The sequence below is a fragment of the Sideroxyarcus sp. TK5 genome, assembly GCF_054601595.1.
This window is the reverse complement of sequence record NZ_BAAHSJ010000008.1, coordinates 1-22,351: the sequence shown is the minus strand read 5'-3', so window position 1 is coordinate 22,351 and position 22,351 is coordinate 1. Positions and strand designations below refer to the sequence as shown.

At 60.2% G+C, this 22,351-nt stretch carries 27 protein-coding genes; 16 read left to right on the top strand and 11 right to left on the bottom strand.

Annotated features, from left to right (window positions below; all coding sequences use genetic code 11):
- Position 1 precedes the first annotated feature (1 nt).
- From ACYPYQ_RS12210 to ACYPYQ_RS12180, 7 genes are all read left to right on the top strand, one after another.
- On the top strand, positions 2–1,033 hold the full coding sequence (locus tag ACYPYQ_RS12210) for an RnfABCDGE type electron transport complex subunit D (protein WP_459724131.1): 1,032 nt from the start codon (positions 2–4) through the stop codon (positions 1,031–1,033).
- On the top strand, positions 1,030–1,680 hold the full coding sequence (rsxG, locus tag ACYPYQ_RS12205; protein ID WP_459724130.1) for an electron transport complex subunit RsxG: 651 nt from the start codon (positions 1,030–1,032) through the stop codon (positions 1,678–1,680). The genes ACYPYQ_RS12210 and rsxG overlap by 4 nt, the downstream gene beginning before the upstream one ends.
- Positions 1,677–2,372, top strand: coding sequence for an electron transport complex subunit E (locus ACYPYQ_RS12200; RefSeq protein ID WP_459724129.1), 696 nt, complete (start codon positions 1,677–1,679; stop codon positions 2,370–2,372). The genes rsxG and ACYPYQ_RS12200 overlap by 4 nt, the downstream gene beginning before the upstream one ends.
- A complete protein-coding gene (gene nth / locus ACYPYQ_RS12195; RefSeq protein WP_459724127.1) occupies positions 2,369–3,001 on the top strand; it encodes an endonuclease III in 633 nt (210 codons plus the stop codon). The genes ACYPYQ_RS12200 and nth overlap by 4 nt, the downstream gene beginning before the upstream one ends.
- Entirely contained in the window at positions 3,001–3,423 is a 423-nt protein-coding gene (locus ACYPYQ_RS12190) for a DUF1841 family protein (protein WP_459724126.1), read from the top strand. Before nth ends, ACYPYQ_RS12190 begins: the two co-directional genes overlap by 1 nt.
- Positions 3,420–3,953, top strand: a complete 534-nt coding sequence (locus tag ACYPYQ_RS12185; protein ID WP_459724125.1) for a cob(I)yrinic acid a,c-diamide adenosyltransferase — start codon at positions 3,420–3,422, stop codon at positions 3,951–3,953. The genes ACYPYQ_RS12190 and ACYPYQ_RS12185 overlap by 4 nt, the downstream gene beginning before the upstream one ends.
- Before the next feature lie 97 nt (positions 3,954–4,050).
- Positions 4,051–4,623 carry a CBS domain-containing protein gene (locus ACYPYQ_RS12180; RefSeq protein WP_459724123.1) on the top strand — a complete coding sequence of 191 codons (573 nt, stop codon included), beginning with the start codon at positions 4,051–4,053 and terminating at the stop codon, positions 4,621–4,623.
- A 68-nt stretch (positions 4,624–4,691) separates the two neighbouring features.
- On the opposite strand, the gene pssA is transcribed toward ACYPYQ_RS12180, so the two are convergent.
- The 5 genes from pssA to ilvB all read right to left on the bottom strand — a co-directional run bounded on the left by pssA (position 4,692) and on the right by ilvB (position 9,417).
- Positions 4,692–5,417 (bottom strand): CDP-diacylglycerol--serine O-phosphatidyltransferase, encoded by a 726-nt coding sequence (pssA, locus tag ACYPYQ_RS12175; protein WP_459724122.1) that lies wholly within the window; start codon positions 5,415–5,417, stop codon positions 4,692–4,694.
- Positions 5,418–5,448: 31 nt separating this feature from the next.
- The gene (locus ACYPYQ_RS12170; RefSeq protein WP_459724121.1) at positions 5,449–6,090 is read right to left on the bottom strand and encodes a phosphatidylserine decarboxylase; all 642 of its coding nucleotides are present in this window, start codon (positions 6,088–6,090) and stop codon (positions 5,449–5,451) included.
- 75 nt (positions 6,091–6,165) lie between these two features.
- Entirely contained in the window at positions 6,166–7,182 is a 1,017-nt protein-coding gene (gene ilvC / locus ACYPYQ_RS12165) for a ketol-acid reductoisomerase (RefSeq protein ID WP_459724120.1), read from the bottom strand.
- 35 nt (positions 7,183–7,217) lie between these two features.
- Positions 7,218–7,709: an acetolactate synthase small subunit gene (gene ilvN / locus ACYPYQ_RS12160; RefSeq protein WP_459724119.1), complete on the bottom strand. Its 492-nt coding sequence runs from the start codon at positions 7,707–7,709 to the stop codon at positions 7,218–7,220.
- A 1-nt stretch (position 7,710) separates the two neighbouring features.
- Positions 7,711–9,417 carry a biosynthetic-type acetolactate synthase large subunit gene (gene ilvB / locus ACYPYQ_RS12155; protein WP_459724118.1) on the bottom strand — a complete coding sequence of 569 codons (1,707 nt, stop codon included), beginning with the start codon at positions 9,415–9,417 and terminating at the stop codon, positions 7,711–7,713.
- 156 nt (positions 9,418–9,573) lie between these two features.
- Between ilvB and ACYPYQ_RS12150 the strand changes: the two genes are divergently transcribed.
- From ACYPYQ_RS12150 to ACYPYQ_RS12140, 3 genes are read left to right on the top strand one after another with little or no spacing between them, the layout of a single operon-like run.
- Complete coding sequence (locus tag ACYPYQ_RS12150) at positions 9,574–10,155, top strand: RNA polymerase sigma factor (protein WP_459724117.1); 582 nt, start codon at positions 9,574–9,576, stop codon at positions 10,153–10,155.
- Complete coding sequence (locus tag ACYPYQ_RS12145) at positions 10,140–10,487, top strand: DUF3619 family protein (RefSeq protein ID WP_459724116.1); 348 nt, start codon at positions 10,140–10,142, stop codon at positions 10,485–10,487. Before ACYPYQ_RS12150 ends, ACYPYQ_RS12145 begins: the two co-directional genes overlap by 16 nt.
- A gap of 5 nt (positions 10,488–10,492) precedes the next feature.
- Positions 10,493–10,867: a DUF3106 domain-containing protein gene (locus ACYPYQ_RS12140; RefSeq protein WP_459724115.1), complete on the top strand. Its 375-nt coding sequence runs from the start codon at positions 10,493–10,495 to the stop codon at positions 10,865–10,867.
- 6 nt (positions 10,868–10,873) lie between these two features.
- Here ACYPYQ_RS12140 and lptG read toward each other — a convergent pair whose 3' ends face one another.
- The gene (gene lptG, locus ACYPYQ_RS12135; protein WP_459724114.1) at positions 10,874–11,950 is read right to left on the bottom strand and encodes an LPS export ABC transporter permease LptG; all 1,077 of its coding nucleotides are present in this window, start codon (positions 11,948–11,950) and stop codon (positions 10,874–10,876) included.
- Positions 11,947–13,107 carry an LPS export ABC transporter permease LptF gene (lptF, locus tag ACYPYQ_RS12130; RefSeq protein ID WP_459724113.1) on the bottom strand — a complete coding sequence of 387 codons (1,161 nt, stop codon included), beginning with the start codon at positions 13,105–13,107 and terminating at the stop codon, positions 11,947–11,949. The genes lptG and lptF overlap by 4 nt, the downstream gene beginning before the upstream one ends.
- Positions 13,108–13,125: 18 nt before the next feature.
- Here lptF and ACYPYQ_RS12125 point away from each other — a divergent pair, with 18 nt between their 5' ends.
- From ACYPYQ_RS12125 to ACYPYQ_RS12105, 5 genes are all read left to right on the top strand, one after another.
- The gene (locus ACYPYQ_RS12125; protein ID WP_459724112.1) at positions 13,126–14,613 is read left to right on the top strand and encodes a leucyl aminopeptidase; all 1,488 of its coding nucleotides are present in this window, start codon (positions 13,126–13,128) and stop codon (positions 14,611–14,613) included.
- Positions 14,610–15,035: a DNA polymerase III subunit chi gene (locus tag ACYPYQ_RS12120; protein WP_459724111.1), complete on the top strand. Its 426-nt coding sequence runs from the start codon at positions 14,610–14,612 to the stop codon at positions 15,033–15,035. The genes ACYPYQ_RS12125 and ACYPYQ_RS12120 overlap by 4 nt, the downstream gene beginning before the upstream one ends.
- Complete coding sequence (locus ACYPYQ_RS12115; protein WP_459724110.1) at positions 15,032–15,379, top strand: hypothetical protein; 348 nt, start codon at positions 15,032–15,034, stop codon at positions 15,377–15,379. The genes ACYPYQ_RS12120 and ACYPYQ_RS12115 overlap by 4 nt, the downstream gene beginning before the upstream one ends.
- A 91-nt stretch (positions 15,380–15,470) precedes the next feature.
- The gene (locus ACYPYQ_RS12110; protein WP_459724109.1) at positions 15,471–18,272 is read left to right on the top strand and encodes a valine--tRNA ligase; all 2,802 of its coding nucleotides are present in this window, start codon (positions 15,471–15,473) and stop codon (positions 18,270–18,272) included.
- 10 nt (positions 18,273–18,282) lie between these two features.
- A complete protein-coding gene (locus tag ACYPYQ_RS12105) occupies positions 18,283–18,630 on the top strand; it encodes a DUF1622 domain-containing protein (RefSeq protein ID WP_459724107.1) in 348 nt (115 codons plus the stop codon).
- A 4-nt stretch (positions 18,631–18,634) separates the two neighbouring features.
- Here ACYPYQ_RS12105 and ACYPYQ_RS12100 read toward each other — a convergent pair whose 3' ends face one another.
- The 3 genes from ACYPYQ_RS12100 to ACYPYQ_RS12090 are packed head-to-tail and all read right to left on the bottom strand — an operon-like array spanning position 18,635 to position 20,500.
- Complete coding sequence (locus ACYPYQ_RS12100; RefSeq protein WP_459724106.1) at positions 18,635–18,874, bottom strand: sulfurtransferase TusA family protein; 240 nt, start codon at positions 18,872–18,874, stop codon at positions 18,635–18,637.
- Positions 18,871–19,176, bottom strand: coding sequence for a rhodanese-like domain-containing protein (locus tag ACYPYQ_RS12095; RefSeq protein WP_459724105.1), 306 nt, complete (start codon positions 19,174–19,176; stop codon positions 18,871–18,873). Before ACYPYQ_RS12095 ends, ACYPYQ_RS12100 begins: the two co-directional genes overlap by 4 nt.
- Positions 19,177–19,207: 31 nt before the next feature.
- The gene (locus tag ACYPYQ_RS12090; protein WP_459724104.1) at positions 19,208–20,500 is read right to left on the bottom strand and encodes a protein kinase domain-containing protein; all 1,293 of its coding nucleotides are present in this window, start codon (positions 20,498–20,500) and stop codon (positions 19,208–19,210) included.
- Between the two features lie 105 nt (positions 20,501–20,605).
- Between ACYPYQ_RS12090 and ACYPYQ_RS12085 the strand changes: the two genes are divergently transcribed.
- Complete coding sequence (locus ACYPYQ_RS12085) at positions 20,606–22,015, top strand: M48 family metalloprotease (RefSeq protein WP_459724103.1); 1,410 nt, start codon at positions 20,606–20,608, stop codon at positions 22,013–22,015.
- On the opposite strand, the gene ACYPYQ_RS12080 is transcribed toward ACYPYQ_RS12085, so the two are convergent.
- The gene (locus ACYPYQ_RS12080; RefSeq protein ID WP_459724102.1) at positions 22,016–22,213 is read right to left on the bottom strand and encodes a hypothetical protein; all 198 of its coding nucleotides are present in this window, start codon (positions 22,211–22,213) and stop codon (positions 22,016–22,018) included. It lies immediately after the preceding gene.
- Between the last annotated feature and the right edge of the window lie 138 nt (positions 22,214–22,351).

Genomic DNA, 22,351 nt, shown 5'->3' with positions numbered 1-22,351 from the left:
CATGCTGTATTCACCTTTCATCACGCGCCCGCTCACTGTCGACCGCATCATGCGTCGCGTGCTGTATGCGCTGCTTCCCGGTATCGCACTGTATGTGTGGTACTTCGGCCCGGCCATCCTGATGTCCATCGCGCTGGCGGTGACCGCCGCACTGGCGACCGAGGCGGCGATGCTCAAACTGCGCGAGCGCCCGCTACGTCCCTTCCTGTCCGACTACAGCGCCCTGCTCACCGGCGTATTGATCGCGCTGTCCATCCCGCCGCTCGCGCCCTGGTGGCTGCCGGTGGTCGGCAGCACGTTTGCGATCGCCGTGTCCAAGCACCTGTACGGTGGACTGGGCAGCAACCCGTTCAATCCGGCGATGATCGGCTATGCCGTGCTGATCATCTCCTTCCCGCAGGAGATGACGCAGTGGCTGAGCCCGCAAGGCATGGGACACAGCGTGCTCTCTTACGGCGACCAGTTGCGCTATGTCTTCTCCGGCGTGCTGCCGGCCGGCATGCAACTGGATGCGCTGACCATGTCGACGCCGCTGGATACGCTGAAGACGCAATTGCAACTGGGCTTGACCGTGAGCGACATCCGCGACCTGCCGATCTACGGCCGGCTGGCGGGCAAAGGCAGCGAGATGGTGGCGGCCGGTTTCGCGCTGGGCGGCCTCTACCTGCTGATCGCGCGCATCATCCCCTGGCAGTTGCCGCTGGCCTTCCTCGGCACCTTATTTGCGCTGTCCGGTCTCTTCCATCTGGTCGATCCCGCGCACTATGCACCGCCGCTGTTCCACTGGTTCTCGGGCGCGGCCATGATAGGCGCATTCTTCATCCTGACCGACCCGGTCACTTCGCCCACCACCACCAAGGGGCGCATCGTATTCGGCTTCGGGGCCGGTCTGCTGACCTTCCTCATCCGTGCTTACGGCGGCTTCCCGGACGGTGTCGCCTTCGCCACCATCCTGATGAACATGTGCGTGCCGCTGATCGACGCCTGGACGCAACCGCGCATCTTCGGCAAGAAGAAGGGGGACGAACGATGAAACGCATCGCACGCTCCTCGCTGCAGACCGCGGTCAATCTGGTGTTCTTCGCCATCATCGGCACAGCCATCCTGTCCGCCACCTATTACCTGACGCGCGACACCATCGCTGCCACGGTGGAGGCGGCCAAGCTGAAGCTGGTGTCGCAACTGTTGCCGCCCAGCTCTTACGACAACGACATCATGCAGGACGTCCACACGGTCGCCCCGGATGAGATGCTGGGAACCGATGAAGCGACGCAGGCACATATCGCCCGGCGCGATGGCAAGCCGGTCGCCGTGGTGCTGGAAGCCGTCGCACCGGACGGCTATAGCGGCAAGATCGCGCTGATCATGGCGATCCATCCGGACGGCTCGCTGGGCGGGGTGCGCGTGGTGAACCACAACGAGACGCCCGGTCTGGGCGACTACATCGACATCGCCAAGCACGACTGGATCAAGACCTTCGACGGCCGCTCGCGCAGCCTGTTTCCTGACGGGATGTGGAAGGTGCGCAAGGACGGCGGCGTGTTCGACTACATGGCCGGTGCCACCGTGACGCCGCGCGCCGTGGTCAAGGCGGTGAACCGCGCCCTGCAATACTTCGAAGCGCATCGCGACGAGCTGTTCATCGCCGATGTGCAGCCCGCGAAAGGAGCCCGCAAATGACGCTCAGCGAAATGAAGGACATCGCCTGGAACGGCCTGTGGAAACAGAATCCGGGACTGGTGCAACTGCTCGGGCTGTGCCCGCTACTGGCGGTAAGCAATACGCTGGTCAACGCCGTCAGTCTGGGCCTCGCCACCACGCTGGTGATGACGCTCTCCAGCGCGACCGTGGCGCCGGTGCGCAGCTATGTGCCGAACGAGATCCGTATCCCTGTGTTCGTGCTCATCATCGCGGTGCTGGTGACCGTGGTGCAGTACCTGATGAACGCCTATCTGTACGGGCTGTATATCGTGCTCGGCATCTTCGTGCCGCTGATCGTGACCAACTGCATCGTGCTGGCGCGCGCCGAATCGTTCGCCTCCAAGAACCCGGTGCTGCCCTCCGCCTTCGACGGCATGATGATGGGCCTCGGGCTGACCGCCGTGCTGGCGGTACTGGGCGGCATGCGCGAGATCGTGGGCAAAGGCACGCTGCTGTCCGGCATCGACCTGCTGTTCGGTGAACAGGCCAAAGCCTGGGTGATCCCGGTCATCCCCGACTATCACGGTTTCCTGCTGGCCATCCTGCCGCCCGGTGCCTTCATCGGCCTCGGCCTGATCATCGCCGCCAAGAACTGGCTCGACCTGCGCGCGTCGAAAAAGATCTCCAGCCAGCCCGCACCGGAGACCTTGCCCGAGGCGGTACAGGGATGAACGCAGCCAAACGGCGCGAGATATTCCTGCGCCTGCAAGCCGCCAACCCGCACCCTACCACCGAGCTGGAGCATAAATCCGCTTTCGAATTGCTGGTGGCGGTGATCCTCTCCGCGCAGGCCACCGACAAAAGCGTGAACATCGCCACGCGCGAACTGTTCCCCGTAGCCAATACCCCTGCAAAGATCCTCGCGCTCGGCGAAGACGGCCTGCGCGAATATGTGCAGCGCATCGGCCTGTACCAGACCAAGAGCAAACACATCATCCAGATGTGCCGCATCCTGCTCGAACAACACGGCGGCGAAGTGCCGCAGACACGCGAAGCGCTGGAAGCCCTGCCCGGCGTCGGCCGCAAGACCGCCAACGTCATCCTCAACACTGCCTTCGGCCAGCCCACCATCGCCGTCGACACCCACATCTTCCGCATCAGCAACCGCATCGGCCTGGCGCCCGGCAAGGATGTTGCGGAGGTCGAGAAGAAGCTGATGAGGTTCGTGTCGAAAGAATTCATGCAGGACGCGCACCACTGGCTGATCCTGCACGGGCGCTATGTGTGCGTGGCGCGCAAGCCGAAGTGCGGCGAGTGTTGCATCCGGGATTTGTGTGAATTCAAGGAAAAGGTGTTCTGATGTTCCAACCGACACGCGATGAAGCACGGCTGTTCCTGTTCGAATCCTGGCGCAAACGCCGCGCCGGTGCGCTGCTGTCCCCGCTCGAAGACCTGACCGCCCAGCTCATCGACAAGCACCCCGAATATCACGCGCTGTTCGACGATCCGGAGCGCAATCAGGACAAGGACTTCGCGCCCGATGGCGATGTGGTGAACCCATTCCTGCACCTGATGATGCATCTCACCATAGAAGAGCAGATCAGTATCGGCCAGCCGCACGGCATCCGCGAGCAGTTCGCTCGGCTCACTCAGAAATACCAATCCGAACACGAGGCGCAGCACGCGATGATGGATTGTCTGGGCGAGATGATCTGGCAGGCGCAGCGCAACAAGACCGCGCCGGATGCTGCGGTCTATCTTTCCTGCCTGGAGCAGCAATGAGACTATCCAAGATCACCACCCGCACCGGCGACGACGGCACCACAGGATTGGCCGACGGATCACGCCTGCCCAAGGACTCCCCGCGCATCGCGGCCATCGGCAGCGTTGATGAGTTGAACAGCCAGCTCGGCCTGTTGCTGAGCGAGGTCTTGCCGCAAGCTGTTCGCGAAGAATTGCTGGCTATCCAGCATGACCTGTTCGGTCTCGGCGGCGTGCTGGCCGTACCCGGCGCACCATTCGACGATGCGAAACTGCTCAGGCTCGATACTGCCATCGCGCGCTTCAATGCCGATCTGCCGCCACTCAAGGAATTCATCCTGCCCGGCGGGACGCGCGCAGCGGCCCTGTGCCATGTCGCCCGCTGCGTCGCGCGCCGAGCCGAACGTGAATACACCCCTTTGGCACGGGACCATCTGGCCCCGATCCAGGGCTTGCACTATCTCAACCGCCTGTCAGACCTGCTGTTCATTCTGAGCCGCGTGATCAATCGCGCTGCAGGCTGGGCCGAGGAACTTTGGCACCGTAACTGACCGTCAGGCCGTCGGGTTTTGCGCTGACGGAATCTTGCCTTGCAGCTATAATCAACCCCGTATCGACAACAACCATCTGTTCTAAGGAGAGAGTTCCATGCCGCATCGCACGCCGCAGCCAACAGAGCTGAAGACCACCAGCCACGTCCAGGACATCCTGGAGCCGCACAACGAGCCTTGGCAGGTCGACCTGAAAGATCCCGCCACATCCGTGATGACCGATTTCCATGTGCGCGGCATGTTCAAGATCACCCCTGACGAGACCATCGACCAGGCGCTGCACGAGATGAAGGTCGCCGGACTGCGTATCGCCTTCGTCAAGGAAAAAGGTTCTGACAAGCTGCTGGGCTCCATCACCGCCTACGACATCATGGGCTCCAAACCTATGGAATTCCTGCAAAGCGTCGGTTTTGCCGACCGTGCCGTGACCCACAAGGATATCCGCGTCAGCGACATCATGGAACACACCAAGGATTGGGTGGTCGCCGAGATGCACGATGTGGAAAAGGCCACGGTGAAGGATGTGCTGACCGCCATGCAGAAAGCCGGCAAGACACACATGCCGGTGCTGGAAGTCGGCGAAGGCAAGCAACCGCAACTGCGCGGCCTGTTCTCATCCGCCAAGATCCTGCGCCTGACAGAGCTCAGCCGGCAGAAGGCTGCCAAGTAAGCAAGACCTGGCCGCAATAGAAAAAGGCGCATCGTGAGATGCGCCTTTTTTGTTTGCTGGCGTTTACTTTACAGCTGCGGCGGGACGGGCTTCCTGCGCCAGTCCATCAGGCTCATCACATAACCTGAGAGACAGTAGCCGAAGAACAGCAGGAACAGGTGCAGCGGCGGGTTCTGCGCCACGAAGATAAAGAACAGTGCGAAAAGGAAGATCACAAAGAACGGCACGCTCTTGCGCATGTTGATCGACTTGAAACTGTAGTACTTGCAGTTGCTGACCATGGACAGGCCGGCGAAAACGGTCAGGGCGGCGGCGTACCAGCGCAGGTCGTAACCAGTGAACTTGTTATCCAGCATCACCCACACGAAACCGGCCACCAGCGCGGCGGCGGCGGGACTGGGCAATCCCTGGAAGTAGCGCTTGTCGACCACGTCGATGTTGGTGTTGAAGCGAGCCAATCTCAGAGCGGCACCGGCGCAGTAGATGAAGGCGGCGAACCAGCCCCACTTGCCCAGATCACGGAACGCCCATTCGTACATCAGAATGGATGGCGCGACGCCGAACGACACCATGTCGGACAAGCTGTCGTACTCGGCACCGAATTCGCTCTGGGTATGTGTGAGACGGGCGACCCTCCCATCCAGACCATCCAGCACCATAGCGATGAAGATGGACACTGCCGCGATCTCGTAACGGCCATTCATGGCCTGCACGATGGCATAGAAGCCGGCGAACAGCGCAGCTGTAGTGAACAGGTTGGGCAACAGATAGATGCTGCGCCGACGCAGATTCATTTTGCTGCGATTGTTCATCATGGTCGTCAAGTCAGGCCAGTTTGGCCAAAATGGTTTCAGTGGCACGCACTTTATCACCGATGGCGACCTTGACGGTAGCGTCGAGCGGCAGGTAGACATCCACACGCGAACCGAAGCGGATGAAGCCGTAACGCTGGCCGCGTGTCAGCGCATCACCCGCTTTGACGTAGCACAGGATGCGGCGCGCAATCAGACCCGCCACTTGCACGAAGGTGACCGTCTGCCCCGCAGGGGTCTTCAGCACGATGGCATTTCGCTCGTTCTCGCTCGATGCCTTGTCCAGATCGGCGTTGACGAACTTACCCGGGAAATATTGCACCTTTTCGATGACGCCATCGACCGGGCTGCGATTGGAATGCACGTTGAACACGTTCATGAACACGCTGACCAGGATGGCTTCTCGCTCTCCGTACAGATCGGTGGCGCGTTCGACCTTGATCACACGACCGTCGGCGGGCGACAGCACGGCACCCGCTTCTTGCGGAATGACGCGGGCCGGATCACGGAAGAACTGCAACACGAACACGAATATGACCCAGAGCGGGATCGCCCAGGTGATGCACCATGCCGAAACGGCCAGTGCGGTTACCAGCGATATCGCCAGGAAGGGCCAACCCTCGCGGGCGATGATGGGATGGGGATAATTGCTCATATGGGATTGCCGGAAAATGACGGGCTGATGTAAAGAAGGTGAAGCATCTGCTTCACCTTCTGTCTGTTACTGCAATCAGTTCTTGGATTGGTCGACCAGCTTGTTCTTGCCGATCCACGGCATCATCGCGCGCAGCTTGCCACCGACGACTTCGATCGGATGTTCGGCATTCAGGCGACGACGTGCTGTCATCTCGGGATAGTTGGTGCGGCCTTCCAGGATGAACTGCTTGGCGTAGGAACCGTTCTGGATGTTGGTCAGGCACTCCTTCATCGCGGCACGCGCCTGATCGGAGATCACGCGCTGGCCGGTGACATACTCACCGTACTCTGCGTTGTTGGAGATAGAGTAGTTCATGTTGGCGATGCCGCCTTCGTACATCAGATCGACGATCAGCTTCAGTTCGTGCAGGCACTCGAAGTAAGCCATTTCCGGAGCGTAACCGGCTTCGGTCAGCGTCTCGAAACCGGCCTTCACCAGTTCCACCGCACCGCCGCACAGCACAGCCTGTTCACCGAACAGGTCGGTCTCGGTCTCTTCGCGGAAGTTGGTCTCGATCACACCGCCTTTGGTACCGCCGTTGGCAGCCGCATAGGACAGTGCCACGTCCTTCGCCTTGCCGGACTTGTCCTGATACACGGCGATCAGGGTCGGCACGCCGCCGCCCTTGAGATATTCTGAACGCACGGTGTGGCCGGGGCCCTTCGGGGCGATCATGATGACGTCGACGTCTGCCGGCGGCACGATCTGGTTGTAGTGGATGTTGAAGCCGTGGGCGAAAGCCAGCGCAGCGCCGGACTTCAGGTTCTTCGCGATATCGGCGTGGTACACCTCGGGCATGGTCTCGTCCGGCAGCAGGATCATCACCAGGTCGGCACCCTTCACTGCATCGGCGATCTCGGCGACCTTGTGGCCAGCCTTCTCGGCCTTGGCCCAGGATGCCCCGCCCTTGCGCAGCGCGACGGTCACGTTCACGCCGGAATCCTTCAGGTTCTGCGCGTGGGCATGGCCCTGCGAACCGTAACCCACGATGGTCACTTGCTTGCCCTTGATCAGGGACAGGTCTGCGTCTTTGTCGTAATAAACTTTCATGTTGGCCTCGTCGAAAAAATCAGTAAAAGAAAGGGTTATATCTTCAGGATGCGCTCGCCGCGCCCAATGCCGGAGGCACCGGTGCGCACCGTTTCCAGGATCAGGCCGCGATCGATCGCCAGCAGGAACTTGTCCAGCTTGGAACCGGCTCCGGTCAATTCGATGGTGTAGGTCTTGTCCGACACGTCGATGATGCGCCCGCGGAAGATATCGGTCATACGCTTCAGCTCTTCGCGATCCGCGCCGTCGGCACGCACCTTGACCAGCATCAGCTCTCGTTCGATGTGGTCGCCATCCGAGAGGTCCATCACCGACACCACATCCACCAGCTTGTTCAACTGCTTGTTGATCTGCTCGATAATGGCGTCGGAGCCGCTGGTGACGATGGTCATGCGCGACAGGGTGGGATCCTCGGTGGGCGCCACGGTGAGCGACTCGATGTTGTAGCCGCGCGCGGAGAACAGGCCGGACACACGCGACAGCGCGCCCGCTTCGTTCGCCATCAACAGGGAGATGATATGTCGCATGTTACAGGTCCTCCGCCAGGATCACTTCCGACAACCCCTTGCCTCCGGGCACCATCGGGTACACGTTCTCGGTGGAATCAGTACGGAAATCGAGGAACACCAGTTCGTCCTTGCGGGCGAAGGCTTCCTTCAGTGCGCCTTCCACATCGGAGGGTTTCTCCACCAGGATGCCGACGTGCCCGTATGCCTCCGCCACTTTGACGAAGTCGGGCAGTGCATCCATGTAGGACTGCGAATAACGGTTGCCGTGGAAGAACTCCTGCCACTGGCGCACCATGCCCAGATAGCGGTTGTTCAAGGCGATGATCTTGATCGGCAGGTTGAACTGCTTGCAGGTGGACAGTTCCTGAATGTTCATCTGGATGCTGCCTTCGCCCGTCACGCAAGCCACCTGGGCACCTGGATGCGCCAGTTGAACGCCCATCGCAGCCGGCAAGCCGAAGCCCATGGTGCCTAGTCCGCCCGAGTTGATCCAGCGACGCGGCTTGTCGAATTTGTAGTATTGCGCGGCCCACATCTGGTGCTGGCCGACGTCGGAAGTGATGTAAGCGTCGCCGCGCGTGATCTTGTGCAAGGTCTCGATCACGAACTGCGGTTTGATGAGCTCGCTTGAATTCTTGTAACCCAGCGAATTGGCACTGCGCCATTCGTCGATCTGCCTCCACCAGTCCTTGTGCGCGGCCGCATCAGGTTTCTGCTTGCTGCTCTTCAGCACCTTGACCAGATCGGTCAGCACGCTCCCCACATCGCCAACCAGCGGCACGTCGACCTTGACGCGCTTGGAGATGGAGGCAGGATCGATGTCGATGTGGATGATCTGGCGCGGCACGGAATTGAAATGCGCCACGTTGCCGATCACGCGGTCGTCGAAGCGCGCACCGACGGCCAGCAACACATCGCAGTTCTGCATGCCCATATTTGCTTCGTAGGTGCCATGCATGCCCAGCATGCCGACGAACTGTTTATCGCTGGCCGGGTAGCCACCCAAGCCCATCAGGGTGTTAGTACAGGGTGCGTCGATCAGGCGCACCAAATCGGTCAGCTGTTTGGCCGCATCGGACAGGATCACACCGCCGCCCGCATACACCATGGGGCGCCTGGCTTCGAGCAGCATCTGTGCCGCCCGCTTGATCAGGCTGGCATCACCCTTCTCCTGCGGATGATAGGAACGGATATTGACCGAGGACGGATATTCGAACACGGTCTTGTGGTTGGACACATCCTTGGGGATATCCACCAGCACCGGGCCGGGACGCCCGCTCTTGGCCAGATAGAAGGCCTTCTTCAGCGTGACGGCCAGATCCTTGACATCCTTGACCAGGAAATTGTGCTTCACGCAGGGGCGCGTGATGCCGACCGCATCGACCTCCTGGAACGCATCTTCGCCGATGAAACTGGTGGGCACCTGGCCGCTGATCACCACCATCGGGATGGAATCCATATACGCCGTGGCGATACCGGTGACGGCATTGGTCACACCGGGGCCGGAGGTCACCAGTGCCACGCCAACCTTGTCGGTGGAACGGGCATAGCCGTCCGCCGCATGTACGGCCGCCTGCTCGTGGCGCACCAGCACGTGCTTGACCTTCTCCTGCTTGAACAACTCGTCATAAATGAACAACACCGCTCCGCCGGGGTAGCCGAAAACGTACTCGACCCCTTCCTCCTGCAAACAGCGGATGGTTATCTCTGCACCGGTCAATTCCATGGCCTGAAACCTATATGTGGCTACTATCGAAAGACCGCGCAAGATAAAGGCTGGCAGCCTTTTGGTCAACCCCAATCACGCTCTGGCCGCCCGAAAACCCTTGCTGCAACAGGAATTTGCTATCATCCGGCAAACAACGAACTTGCCCCCCGATCCGTGTCCAGCCGAGAACAGCTTTCCGATTTCCTTGCCAGCATCGAACGTCGCGCCTTCAAGCAGGCCGCATATGCCGTGCGCGACGATCATGCGGCGCTGGATATCGTGCAGGATGCCATGATCAAGCTCTCCGAGCGCTATGGCGACAAGCCCGCTGCGGAATTCCCGATGCTGTTCCAGCGCATCCTGCAAACCACCATCCTCGACCACTTCAGGCGGCAAAAAGTGCGAACGGCGCACTTCAGCCTGTTCTCATCCTTCGTCTCGCGCCACGACGACGAGGAGTTCGAGCCGCTGGACGTGTTGCAGGACGACGACAACGCCAGCGCCCCCGCCACACCGGAGGCGGCCCTGCAGCAATCGGAGATACTCGCTGTCATCGAAGCGGCACTGCAACAGTTGCCGGCCCGTCAACGGGAAGCATTTTTACTGCGTTACTGGGAGCGATTGGACACCGCCGAGACCGCCGCCGCCATGGGCTGCACCGAGGGGAGTGTCAAAACGCATTGTTCGCGCGCCACGCATACGATGGCCGCCATTTTGAAAGCGAATGGAATAGACCTGTCATGGGAATCAAACTGAAACTCGATGACCTCGCCCCCCTGCTGGACCGTGCGACCCAGCAACTCGATCCTGCCACACTGGATCGTTTGCATGCTGCACGACGACAGGCACTGAACCGGCATCGCACCAGGGCCCCTGCGGCTCTGTTGTCGCGCCTGCAACACCTGGTCACCGATCACGGGCATGCCTCCCATCACCATCGCGCCCTTAACTGGGCAGGGGGGTTGCTGTTGCTTGCAGCGGTGCTGGCCGGCGGCTGGCAATGGAAGCAATCGGCTCTGCACGAACATGCTTCCATCGACTTGGCCATCCTGACGGATGACCTGCCATTGCACATGTACGTGGACTAAAGCGCATGAAGACACGCAAACACGCCCTGCTGCTGTCGGCGCTCGCCCTGCTGTCGCTCCCGTTCAGCGCCTGCGCCGAAAAATGGTCCGAACTCTCGGCTGCCCAACAACAGATATTGGCACCGCTATCCGACTCCTGGGACAACCTGCCCCAAAGCGAGCACAAGAGTTTCATAGGTGTGGCCGACGCCTATCCCAAGCTATCTCCGGAAAAACAGCAGCGTCTGCGCGCGCAGATCAAGGACTGGGCCGGATTGACGATGGAGCAGCGCCACCGCGCCCGCGAAAAGTTCAGCGCTTTCAGCAAGGTGCCGGAGGAAAAACGGGAAGCCGTCAAGAGGATGGTGCGCGAACAGGAAGCGCAATCCGACAAACCCTGAGCGCGATCACCTGCGCTCGGTACGCCACAGCATGGCAAGCGCCAAACCCAAAAACATCCAGGTCATCGCGGTGGCACTCAGTGCCGCCGGCCACTCGTTGAGCGCGCCCAGATTGGCAAACAGCCTGCCGGCAAAATGGAAGCTCAATCCGAGCACGACGCCGACGAATATCTTGCCGCCTATGCCGCCTTCGCGTCGCTGGTAGGACGAGAACGGCAGCGCGAGCAACATCATCACCAGTACCGCGAACGGGTATACCAGCTTGTTCCAGAGTGCGATGTCATAGCGGGCGGTGCTTTGCTTGTTGTCCGAAAGGTGGCGCGTGTACTGGTAGAGATCCAGTGCCGACATCTGCTCCGGCAACACCAGCAACACGTTCAGCAGATTGGGATTGAGCGCGGTATGCCACGCCATATCCGGCAAACTTTCCGCCGTCGCACTCTGCCCGGAAAAGTTCGTGCGCTGGATATCTTCCAGTTGCCACAGGCGTTCTTTCACGAATGTCGCGCGCTTTGCCGCAGTGACACTCACCAGCCTGTAGTTCTCGTCGAACTGGTAGATGCTGACATTCAACAGCGAGGTGTCCGGCAGCACGTTGCGGATATTGACGAAACTGCCTTCGTCCTTGACCCACACGCCGGAACGGAATTCCCTCAGGTTGACTTGCGCCTTCTGCGCCTTGAGTTTGGTCTGCTGGGCCAGCTGCTCGCTGTAAGGCGCGATCACTTCGCCGAACAGCAGGCACAACAGCATCAGCGGCACACCGATACGCAGCAATGCATAGATCAACTGTTTCAGGGACACGCCAGAAGCCCGGTACACGGTCAGCTCGGAATTGGCCGCCATCTGCACCAGCGCAAAGATCGTGCCGATCAATACCGCGACCGGAAACAGTTCATAGACATGACCGGGCAATATCAGCGCTACGTACATCAGCATGTAGCCAAGGCTGTAATCTCCGCGCCCCATCTCGTTCAGCTGACTGATCAGGTCCAGCAGCGCGAAAAGCATGAGCAGCGCGGCGAACACCAGCGCCACACTGAAATAGATCTCGCGCGCGAGGTAACGTGTAAGCAGCCTCATCGTTTCCAGCGCCGCCAGGAGAACACCGATGAACGGTGATAGAAGAACAGCATCAATAGTGCCGCCATCAACAGATGAAGCCCCCAGAACCCGGTCACGGCGTCGAGCTTCTGCTGTGCCACCCAGGAGTTGGTCACGCTGATCATGTTGTTGTAGAACATATAGATCACGATGGCCGTGATCAGATTCAGCGAGCGGCCGGAACGGTTATCCACATAGCTGAGCGGTATCGCCAGCAAGGAGAGGATCAATGCACTGACCGGCAGGCCGAGGCGCCATTCCAGTTCCGAGAGGTTGCGCGGCGTGGGATGTTGCACCAGATAGACAGTGGAATAGGCTTTCAAATTGGGCTGTTCCTTGACCAGTTCGGCCGGCTCGATGCGCATGGCATAGCGCTCGAACTCGGCGATCCTGAAATCAGCCTGACCCGGGATCCCCTCGTAGCGAGTACCGTTCAACAGCACCAGGAAGCGATCACCGTTCTCGGCCGTCTCCTGATAGCCCTCTTTCGCCACCATGGTGCCTTCCTTGCCGTGCTGCACCGAGCGCACGAAGATGTTGCCTACCCGCTTGTTCTCGGAATCGACGCCTTCCAGGAAGAACACCCGATCGGACTGTTTCGATTCGCGGAACGCGCCCGGCGACGCGACAGAGACGTCGTCCCGGCTATCCAGACGGCGCTTGTATTCATCCGCCTTGGAAAGCGCCCAGGGCGACAGCACCAGGCTCATCAGCGCGATGACCGTCGTCACGGGTAACGCATAACCCAGTACCGGCCGTATCCAGCGCGTCAGGCCGATACCGGAAGAGAACCACACCACCATCTCGCTGTCGCGATAGCAACGTGTCAGTGTGATCAGCACGGAAAGGAACAGACTGATCGACAGCAGGACAGGCAGGTAGTTGATGGCACTGAAGCCCAGCATCACCATCACACCGTCCACCGCCAGCAGCCCGCTCACCGACTCACCGAGGAAGCGGATCAACTGGGTGAACACCACGATCCCGAGCAGAATGGCGAACACCAGCATGCCGACAGAGGCGAATTCGCGTATAAGAGAGCGATGGAAGATGCCGCGCGCACGGCGCACTTGGGCTTGCTTTGACTTTTGCGGCGGTGATTGCGGATAATCCGGCATCAGGATCGATTCAGACATCTATTTGAGGAGAGGCGCGTGGAATTTAGCATAAAACAGGGTAGTCCGGAGAAGCTGAAGAGCGGCTGCGTGGTGGTCGGCGTGTATGACGGCGGCAAGTTATCCAAAGCCGGACAGCTGCTCGACAAAGCCACCGGACACGCACTCAGCGATGTCATCGCGCGCGGCGACATGAGCGGAAAATCCGGCAGCACGCTGTTGCTGCACAAACTCGCGGGCACATCCGCCGAACGCATCCTGCTGGTCGGCCTCGGCAAACCCTCCGAGCTTGACAACCGTGGCAGTGTGGACATCCTGGGGGCCGCATTCAAAGCGCTGCACGCTACATCCGCCAAGGATGCCGCACTGTTCATCACCGATGACGGCGCTGGCAAGGATGCGGGCTGGGTACTCAAGCAAGCCGTACTCGCGGCCGCTGCCGGTGCTTACCGGGCCGACGGCATGAAGAGCAAACCATCAAAGCCGGCGACACTGAAACAGGTGAACTTCATCACGCTGGACAAGCCGGCAGCCGAACTGAAGAAGGCTGTCGCACAAGCCGCCGCCATCACGCACGGCATGGCTCTGACCAAAGACCTGGCCAATCTGCCGGGCAACATCTGTACCCCCACCTACCTCGCCGCCAAAGCACTGGCGCTGGGCAAGGCACACAAGAAGATCAAGACCACCATACTGGAAAAGAAAGACATGGAGAAGCTCGGCATGGGCTCCTTCCTTTCTGTCACGCGCGGCAGCGCACAGCCCCCCAAGCTGATCACGCTGGAATACAACGGGGCAGCCAAGTCGCAGAAACCGATCGCGCTGGTCGGTAAGGGCATCACCTTCGACACCGGTGGCATCTCGCTCAAGCCGGGTGCCGACATGGATGAGATGAAGTACGACATGAGCGGTGCGGCCAGCGTGCTCGGCACGCTGCAGGCCATCGCCGAGATGGAACTGCCGATCAACGTGGTCGGCGTGATCCCGACTTGCGAGAACATGCCCGGCAGCACCGCCACCAAGCCGGGTGACATCGTCACCTCCATGTCCGGCCAGACCATCGAGATCCTCAACACCGATGCCGAAGGCCGGCTCATCCTGTGCGACGCACTGACTTACACCGCGAAATTCAAACCTGACACCGTGATCGACATCGCTACGCTCACCGGTGCCTGCGTGATCGCACTGGGCAACGTCGCCAGTGGCATGTTCGCCAATGACGACAGACTGGCGAAGGAACTCATCGCGGCGGGAGAGCAGTCGCATGACCGCGTATGGCAACTGCCGCTGTGGGAAGACTACCAGCCGCTGCTGGACAGCAACTTCGCCGACATGGCCAACATCGGCGGCCGCGCCGGTGGCACGATCACTGCGGCCTGTTTCCTCGCGCGCTTCACCAAGGACTACCGCTGGGCTCACCTCGATATCGCCGGCACCGCCAACAAGTCCGGCAAGGACAAGGGGGCGACCGGACGTCCGGTGCCGTTGCTGACGCAGTATCTGATCGACCGCACGGCGCGCAAGTGACCAGAATCGACTTCTACACCGGCAGCCAGGACAAGCTGCGCACCGCATGCCAGCTGAGCCACAAAGCGATGCAGAACGGCATGCGCGTGTTGCTGCATGTTCCGGACGACGGTATGGCAGAAAAACTGGATAGTCTGTTGTGGCACTACCCCGCCACGGCCTTCATGCCGCATTGCCGCAGCGGTGATGCCGAGGCAGCCACGATGCCGGTCGTCATCGGTCGCGACGAGGATTTCCCCCACTCCGAACTGCTGATCAGCTTGCACGACGAATGCCCGACATTCTTCAGCCGTTTCGAACGTGTCATCGAGATCGTGGGACACGATACCGAGGAGGCCGCGCGCGGCCGTAGCCGCTTCAAGTTCTACCGCGATCGCGGCTACGAACTCAACCACACCGACCTGGGCAAGCTGCGCACATGAAAACCGAGGGCAGCGAACAGGTTTCCCCTCCAGATTTGCCGGTGCTGACCGAGATCGTCAGCGGCGATGACCTGCCCACGCTGACAGATATCGTGGATGCGCCGGAAATGGAAACACCGGCCTTCGCGCTCGCCCCTGACTCATCCGCCGGTGCGCCATCCCTGCCTGAAGAAGATGCGTTCGAGCCCCCCCCGCAACTTGAATCCCATCTGGAAGAACTGTTCATGCAGCGTTTGCTGCCGCGCCTGGAAGCAGCCCAACGCCAGGCTGTCGCACAGACCTGGGCCGAACTGAAGGACGAATTGCCGCAACTGATCCGCAAGGCGCGCCCTCCCCGCGCATGACCATGCCAAGCTGACCGCTGTCACAGCGCCGTCTTGATATAATCGCGCCTTCCTCACGACCAGCTCAGGACAGGCATCAAGCCGTACCACAATGACTCGACCCAAAGAACTCGCAAAAAGTTTCGACCCCAAGGACATCGAAGCACGCTGGTATCCGGCGTGGGAATCCGCCGGCCACTTCAAGGCAGGTTTGGACTCGAACAAACAGGACAACTTCTGCATCCTGCTGCCGCCGCCCAATGTCACCGGCACGCTGCACATGGGCCACGGCTTCAACCAGACACTGATGGATGCGCTGACACGCTATCACCGCATGCGCGGGGACAACACGCTATGGCAGCCGGGCTCCGACCATGCCGGTATCGCCACACAGATCGTGGTTGAGCGACAACTCGATGCACAAGGCATCTCGCGCCATGATCTCGGCCGCGAGAAATTCATCGAGAAGGTGTGGGAGTGGAAGGAATATTCCGGCAACACCATCACCAAGCAGATGCGCCGCCTCGGCACCTCGCCCGACTGGTCGCGCGAGCGCTTCACCATGGACGAAGGCCTGTCCAGGTCCGTCACCGAGACCTTCGTGCGCCTGTATAACGAAGGCTTGATCTACCGTGGCAAGCGCCTGGTGAACTGGGACCCGAAACTGCACACCGCCGTGTCCGACCTCGAAGTGGTGCAGGAAGAAGAAGACGGCTTCATGTATCACATCCAGTATCCGCTGGCGGATGGTTCCGGTCATCTCGTCGTCGCCACCACCCGCCCCGAGACCATGCTGGGCGACGTGGCGGTGATGGTGCATCCAGAAGACGAGCGCTACAAAAATCTCATCGGCAAGCAGGTCACGCTGCCGCTGTGCGAGCGCACCATCCCGGTCATCGCCGACGAATATGTGGACAAGGAATTCGGCACCGGCGTGGTGAAAGTCACGCCTGCGCATGACTTCAACGACTATGCCGTAGGCCAGTGCCACAAACTGGAGATGATCTCCGTCCTCACACTGGATGCGAAGATCAACGACAACGCGCCCAAACAGTATCGCGGCATGGACCGCTTTGCAGCGCGCAAGCAGATCTGCGCCGACCTCGAAGCCGCCGGTCTGTTCATCAAGGCCGACAAGCACAAACTCAAGGTGCCGCGCGGCGACCGCACCGGCGTGGTGATCGAGCCGATGCTGACCGACCAGTGGTTCGTGGCGATGAGCAAGCCGGGCAAAGAAGGCAAATCCATCACCGGGCAGGCGCTGGAATGCGTGAGCTCGGGCGAGATCAAGTTCCACCCGGAGAACTGGGTGAACACCTACAACCAGTGGCTGAACAACATCCAGGACTGGTGCATCTCACGCCAGTTGTGGTGGGGACACCAGATCCCCGCATGGTACGGCGTGAACGGCGAAGTGTTCGTCGCGCGCGACGAAGCCGAGGCACGCAAGCTGGCGGACAAGGCTGGTTACGCAGGGCAGCTCGACCGCGACAACGACGTGCTCGACACCTGGTTCTCCTCCGCATTGTGGCCGTTCTCCACGCTGGACTGGAGTGGTGATGCGGACAAGGACGCGCAGAACCCGTTCGTGCAGCAGTATCTGCCCTCGTCGGTGCTGGTCACCGGTTTCGACATCATCTTCTTCTGGGTGGCGCGCATGGTGATGATGACCAAGCACATCACCGGCAAGATCCCGTTCAAGGACGTGTATGTGCACGGCCTGATCCGCGATGCGGAAGGGCAGAAGATGTCCAAGTCCAAGGGCAACGTGCTCGACCCGATCGACCTGATCGACGGCATCGATCTGGATACGCTGATCAAGAAACGCACCACCGGTCTGATGAACCCCAAGGACGCCGAGAAGATCGAGAAACGCACGCGCAAGGAATTCCCGCAGGGCATCACCGCCTTCGGTACCGACGCATTGCGTTTCACATTCGCCTCGCTCGCCAGCCCCGGTCGCGACATCAAATTCGACATGCAGCGTTGCGAAGGCTATCGCAACTTCTGCAACAAGCTGTGGAACGCAACACGCTTCGTGCTGATGAACTGCGAAGGCAAGGATGTCGGCCTGAACGAAACGCTGCCGCTGGAATTCTCCGCCGCCGACAAATGGATGATCAGCGAATTGCAGAAGGCCGAAGCCGAGATGGCGACGCACTTCGCCGATTACCGTTTCGATATGGCGGCACGTGCCGTGTATGAACTGGTGTGGAACACCTATTGCGACTGGTATGTGGAACTGGCCAAGGTACAGTTGAACGGCAGCGAAGCACAACAACGCGCCACCCGTCGCACGCTGGTACGCGTGCTGGAGACCATCCTGCGGCTGGCACACCCCATCATCCCGTTCATCACCGAAGAGTTGTGGCAGTCGGTCGCGCCGATGGCTAATGCAAATGGCGACACCATCATGCTGCAGCCCTATCCCAAGGCGGATGCAGGCAAGATCGACGCAACGGCCAGCGCGCAGATCGCGCTGCTGCAGGAACTGACCACCGCCACCCGCAGCCTGCGCAGCGAGATGAACCTGTCGCCCGCCGCGCGCGTGCCGTTGATCGCGGCGGGGGATGCGGCCGTATTGAACGCACTCGCCCCCTACATCAGCAGCCTCGGAAAGTTGAGCGAAGTGCAGGTGGTCGCGGAGTTGCCGGAAGGCGATGCACCTGTCTCCATCGTCGGCAGCTACAAGCTGATGTTGAAGGTGGAGATCGACGTCGCGGCGGAGCGCGAGCGCCTGGACAAGGAGATTTCACGCCTCACCAATGAGATCGCCAAGGCCAACGCCAAGCTCGGCAACGAGAGCTTTGTGGCGCGTGCACCGGCAGCGGTGGTGGAACAGGAGAAGAAACGTCTGGAGGATTTCGAAGCGACGCTGGTGCAACTGCAAGCCCAGCGAGCAAAACTCGATTGAGGAGGACACCATGCTGCACGAACTGCTGGTCGGTGCCATCGCTTACATCGTGCCACTCACCGAGTTGCTGGGTGTGGCCGTGGTCACCTGGGGCAGCCTGCACGGCCTGCTCCTGCTCCTGCAGCGCGGCCGTGACATCCTCCGCAACCGCGAACCCGCCACTTCCCTGCGCGACATCCGTATCGCCATCGGTGAGAAGATGGCGCTGGGCCTGGATTTCTTCCTCGCCGGCGACATCATAGGCACCATCGTCGTGCCGAGCCAGGAGTCCCTGCTGCTGCTAGGGGGTATCGTGGTGATCCGGACGGTGATGGCCTACTTCCTGGCCAAGGAGATAGAGAAGAAAGCTGCCGAATGACCGGCTAGGCGCGACGACGCAACAGAATGACGTACTCGCCGCCCAGCTCGGTCGATGACAGCAGTTCGTTGCCGGTCTTGCTGCAGAAATCAGCGAAATCCCTGGGCGCACCACCATCGGTCGCCACCACTTTCAGCACCTGCCCCGCCGCCATGCCCGCCAGGGCTTTCTTTGCGCGCAGAATGGGCAGTGGGCAGGCCAGCTTGCGCACATCCAGCTCCACGTCGAATGTCTCTCCACTCACGCGACCAACTCCCCACCCGACTGTGCCCAGGCTAGGATGCCGCCTTGCAGATTCGCAGCACCGGTCACCCCTTGTGCTGCAGCGAATGCGGCCGCCTGTGCCGAACGTCCACCCATCTGGCAATAGAACACTGTCGTCTTGTCACCTGCCAGTTCGCCCAAACGCAGGGGCAACAGATGCAGAGGCATGCAGATCGCACCTTTGATGCGCCCGCGCGCGATCTCTGCATCGGTACGCACATCCACCAGTTGCACATCTGGCTTGCCCATCAACTCGTGCAATTCTGCAACGGTGATATTCATGAAACCGCTCATTCCCGTCCACTCCGATTATTCATTGTCCTTCGTCATGGTCGCTCAACAGTCGCGCGATGCGCGTATTCGCGACCGACAACCGCTTGACGATGATGCGCAGGAAGGCCTCATCGAAACGGTAGCGACAGTTTGATGTCGCCAATGCCAAGACCGACGGATCGATCTCGATCAGCTTCACATCCGTCTTGGCCAGCACATCGGTGCTCCGCTTGGTACCGTTTTCGCTCAGATGCGCCATCTCGCCGAAACAGTCCCCCTTGTGCAGCAGACTGAGCAATCGCCCCTGCTTCACCACGCGCACAGAACCGCTGGCGATGATGAAGAAGTTCAGGCCTTCCTCACCCTCGCGCAGGATCTGCTCTCCCTTGGGTACTTTGCGCCACTCGCTGATCCGCAACACTTCCCACAGTTCCACATCATTGAACTGTTTGAAGAATGGCAAAGCGCGCACGGTATCGAACTTCTCGGTATCACGTATCCCTTCCTGTTGCGGTACGTTATCGCTGATGAAGGAAACAAGGTCGCGCGCCATCTCGTCCCAGGCGCGATAGCGTTTGGCTGTATCCTTGTTCATCGCACGAAGCACGATACCGTCCAGTGCGGCAGGTATTTCGGGGCGGAAGGTACTGGGCGGTGGCGGCTCGATGTTCATGATCTGATAGATCATGCTGTAATTGTTGGCCGCATCGAAGGGCAGCTTGCCGGTCAACAAGCGATACATGGTCACACCCAGCGAGTAGATATCGGTCTGGTGCGACAGGGCTTGTTCCTTGATCTGCTCCGGGGACATGTAGGCGGGCGATCCCACGCCGCTCACCTGGGTGGTCTGCTGGCTCTCGATCACGGCTGCGCCGAAATCCGAAATCTTGATGTCGCTCTCGCCGCACAGCAGGATGTTGGCCGGTTTGATGTCGCGGTGGATGACGCCCTGGTACTGGGCATATTCCAGCGCCTTGCAGCACTTGTAGATGATCTCGGCGATGCGGCCCAGCGGAAGCAGGTGGTCGACCTCGGCGAATCGCTCCAGCGTCTCGCCTTCGACATATTCCATCACCATGTAATTCGTATCGCCTTCCATGATGGCGTCGAATATCTTCACGATATGTGGGTGGGACAACTTGCCGGCGAGCGAGGCCTCGGTCAGCAACAGCTTGCGGAAAGCCTTGCCGCTGGCACTGTTGTTGAGCACATTGGCATTGAACACCTTGAGCGCGACCTGCTGTTCATTGAACGGGTCGAGCGCGAGATACACGGTGCTGGTCGCGCCGTGCCCGAGTTCTTTGACGATGTGGTATTTGCCTAAGGATTCCATGCTGATATCGCGCGAATGGAAGCGCATTCTGCGGCCTTGGGGGCTCGCTGTCCAGCGCGGGAACCTGTTCTGGCCGGTGCTATCATAGCCACCATGAAAAACCTCATGTCCGTGCTTCTGCTGTCGCTCTCCTTCAATCTGCTCGCGGAGGGACTGCCCGATCTGGGCGACGAATCGCAGACCCTGATCTCCCCGCAGATGGAACGACAGATCGGCGAACAGAGCATGTTCCAGATCAGGGCCAGCGAGCAATATCTGAACGATCCGGAGGTGACCGAATACCTGAACCGTCTGGGCAAACGGCTGGTCGCCAACAGCAGCGAGCCCAGCCAGCCGTTTGAATTCTTCGTCATCGACGACGCGGCCATCAACGCCTTCGCCATGCCGGGCGGTTTCATAGGTGTGAACACCGGGCTGATCATGCTGTCGCAGAGCGAATCGGAACTGGCTTCCGTATTGAGCCACGAGATTTCCCACGTGACCCAGCACCATCTGGCACGCATGATCTCGGGCCGGAAATACGACTCGCTGGCTGCGATGGCGGCCATCGCGGTCGCCATCCTCGCTGCGCGCGACAATCCGCAAGCCGCGCAAGCCGGCATCGTCGGCGCACAGGGCGGACTCATGCAGCGTCAGCTAGACTTCACACGCGAACACGAGAAGGAAGCCGATCGCATAGGTCTCGACCTGCTGCAACGATCCGGTTTCGATCCGCATGCGATGCCGGGCTTCTTCGAACGCCTGCAAAAAGCCACGCAACTGGTCGAGGGGGATACTCCCAGTTATCTGCGCACCCATCCGCTCACGACAGAGCGCGTCGCCGATGTCGGCAATCGTGTACAGAGCATCCCGTTCAAACTGGTCGCGGACAGCCTGGATTTCCATCTGATGCGGGCACGCTTGAATGCCATGCAGAAGCCGCCGCGCGAAGCCGTCAGCTATTTCCATTCCGCATTGGTTACACAGCGTTTCGGCGATCCTGTCGCGCAACGCTATGGGCTGGTACTGGCGCTGTTGCGCGACAGACAGGAAAAGCGGGCCATCCAGGAATTCGCCGTGCTGCACAAACAGGCCCCGCGCAATGCCACCATCGAGACTTTGGCCGGGCGTATCCGCCAACTAGACAAGAAAGATGGAGATGTGCTCGAGTTCTATCGCGCGACGCTGAAGGAATACCCGACGCACCGTGCCTTGATCTACGACTACGCACTGCTGCTGTTGCAGCGGCAGCATTACTCTGAGGCTTTGACTTTACTGGACGAGCAGATCAACCGTGATGGCAACGATGCGACACTTTACGAGTTGCAGGCAAGGGCCTATACCGCTCTGGGACGCCACCAGGAAGCGCACCATGTTCTTTCCTACTTTCAGATCCTGCACGGCAATCTGCGCGGTGCGATAGAACAGCTTGAACTGGCCAAGCTGGCCGGCAATGATTATTACCAGCTATCCACCATCGAAACCGAGTTGCGCCAATACCGCGAGATCCTGGAATCGTTCGGCAGGAAGAAGTGATCAATCGGCTCGTTGGGCTGCCTGGAGGGTGAGCAGGATCTGGCGTATCGGACTGGGGATGGCCGCGCCTAGCGCATCCTTCAGCTCCAGCCAGACGCATCCTTGCTGCTCGACTCGCTGAGGCTTGCCAGCCAGCTCCAACAGCACCGGCTGGATGTCCAGCCTGAAGTGCGTAAAAACGTGAGTGAACGCCTCCATCTCTGTGCGCCGTGATATCCGCATATTGTGACCTGCCCCCTGTAGCCCTACCACCGATCAGTAGTAAAGCCCTTGGGTTGCGAGCTTAAACTATTTCACTGCTCGATTGCATTGCTCCATCTTTGTTCTGCCGGTGCT

What these genes read in the sequence shown, in the direction of transcription:
- ACYPYQ_RS12210 (WP_459724131.1), top strand. Translation starts at nt 2, where the DNA reads ATGCTGTATTCACCTTTCATCACGCGCCCGCTCACTGTCGACCGCATC.
- rsxG (WP_459724130.1), top strand. Translation starts at nt 1,030, where the DNA reads ATGAAACGCATCGCACGCTCCTCGCTGCAGACCGCGGTCAATCTGGTG.
- ACYPYQ_RS12110 (WP_459724109.1), top strand. Translation starts at nt 15,471, where the DNA reads ATGACTCGACCCAAAGAACTCGCAAAAAGTTTCGACCCCAAGGACATC.
- ACYPYQ_RS12145 (WP_459724116.1), top strand. Translation starts at nt 10,140, where the DNA reads ATGGGAATCAAACTGAAACTCGATGACCTCGCCCCCCTGCTGGACCGT.
- lptF (WP_459724113.1), bottom strand. Translation starts at nt 13,107, where the DNA reads ATGTCTGAATCGATCCTGATGCCGGATTATCCGCAATCACCGCCGCAA.
- ACYPYQ_RS12090 (WP_459724104.1), bottom strand. Translation starts at nt 20,500, where the DNA reads ATGGAATCCTTAGGCAAATACCACATCGTCAAAGAACTCGGGCACGGC.
- ilvC (WP_459724120.1), bottom strand. Translation starts at nt 7,182, where the DNA reads ATGAAAGTTTATTACGACAAAGACGCAGACCTGTCCCTGATCAAGGGC.
- pssA (WP_459724122.1), bottom strand. Translation starts at nt 5,417, where the DNA reads ATGAATCTGCGTCGGCGCAGCATCTATCTGTTGCCCAACCTGTTCACT.
- lptG (WP_459724114.1), bottom strand. Translation starts at nt 11,950, where the DNA reads ATGAGGCTGCTTACACGTTACCTCGCGCGCGAGATCTATTTCAGTGTG.
- ACYPYQ_RS12080 (WP_459724102.1), bottom strand. Translation starts at nt 22,213, where the DNA reads ATGGAGGCGTTCACTCACGTTTTTACGCACTTCAGGCTGGACATCCAG.
- ACYPYQ_RS12190 (WP_459724126.1), top strand. Translation starts at nt 3,001, where the DNA reads ATGTTCCAACCGACACGCGATGAAGCACGGCTGTTCCTGTTCGAATCC.
- nth (WP_459724127.1), top strand. Translation starts at nt 2,369, where the DNA reads ATGAACGCAGCCAAACGGCGCGAGATATTCCTGCGCCTGCAAGCCGCC.
- ilvN (WP_459724119.1), bottom strand. Translation starts at nt 7,709, where the DNA reads ATGCGACATATCATCTCCCTGTTGATGGCGAACGAAGCGGGCGCGCTG.
- ACYPYQ_RS12115 (WP_459724110.1), top strand. Translation starts at nt 15,032, where the DNA reads ATGAAAACCGAGGGCAGCGAACAGGTTTCCCCTCCAGATTTGCCGGTG.
- ilvB (WP_459724118.1), bottom strand. Translation starts at nt 9,417, where the DNA reads ATGGAATTGACCGGTGCAGAGATAACCATCCGCTGTTTGCAGGAGGAA.
- ACYPYQ_RS12085 (WP_459724103.1), top strand. Translation starts at nt 20,606, where the DNA reads ATGTCCGTGCTTCTGCTGTCGCTCTCCTTCAATCTGCTCGCGGAGGGA.
- ACYPYQ_RS12200 (WP_459724129.1), top strand. Translation starts at nt 1,677, where the DNA reads ATGACGCTCAGCGAAATGAAGGACATCGCCTGGAACGGCCTGTGGAAA.
- ACYPYQ_RS12095 (WP_459724105.1), bottom strand. Translation starts at nt 19,176, where the DNA reads ATGAATATCACCGTTGCAGAATTGCACGAGTTGATGGGCAAGCCAGAT.
- ACYPYQ_RS12180 (WP_459724123.1), top strand. Translation starts at nt 4,051, where the DNA reads ATGCCGCATCGCACGCCGCAGCCAACAGAGCTGAAGACCACCAGCCAC.
- ACYPYQ_RS12170 (WP_459724121.1), bottom strand. Translation starts at nt 6,090, where the DNA reads ATGAGCAATTATCCCCATCCCATCATCGCCCGCGAGGGTTGGCCCTTC.
- ACYPYQ_RS12185 (WP_459724125.1), top strand. Translation starts at nt 3,420, where the DNA reads ATGAGACTATCCAAGATCACCACCCGCACCGGCGACGACGGCACCACA.
- ACYPYQ_RS12105 (WP_459724107.1), top strand. Translation starts at nt 18,283, where the DNA reads ATGCTGCACGAACTGCTGGTCGGTGCCATCGCTTACATCGTGCCACTC.
- ACYPYQ_RS12140 (WP_459724115.1), top strand. Translation starts at nt 10,493, where the DNA reads ATGAAGACACGCAAACACGCCCTGCTGCTGTCGGCGCTCGCCCTGCTG.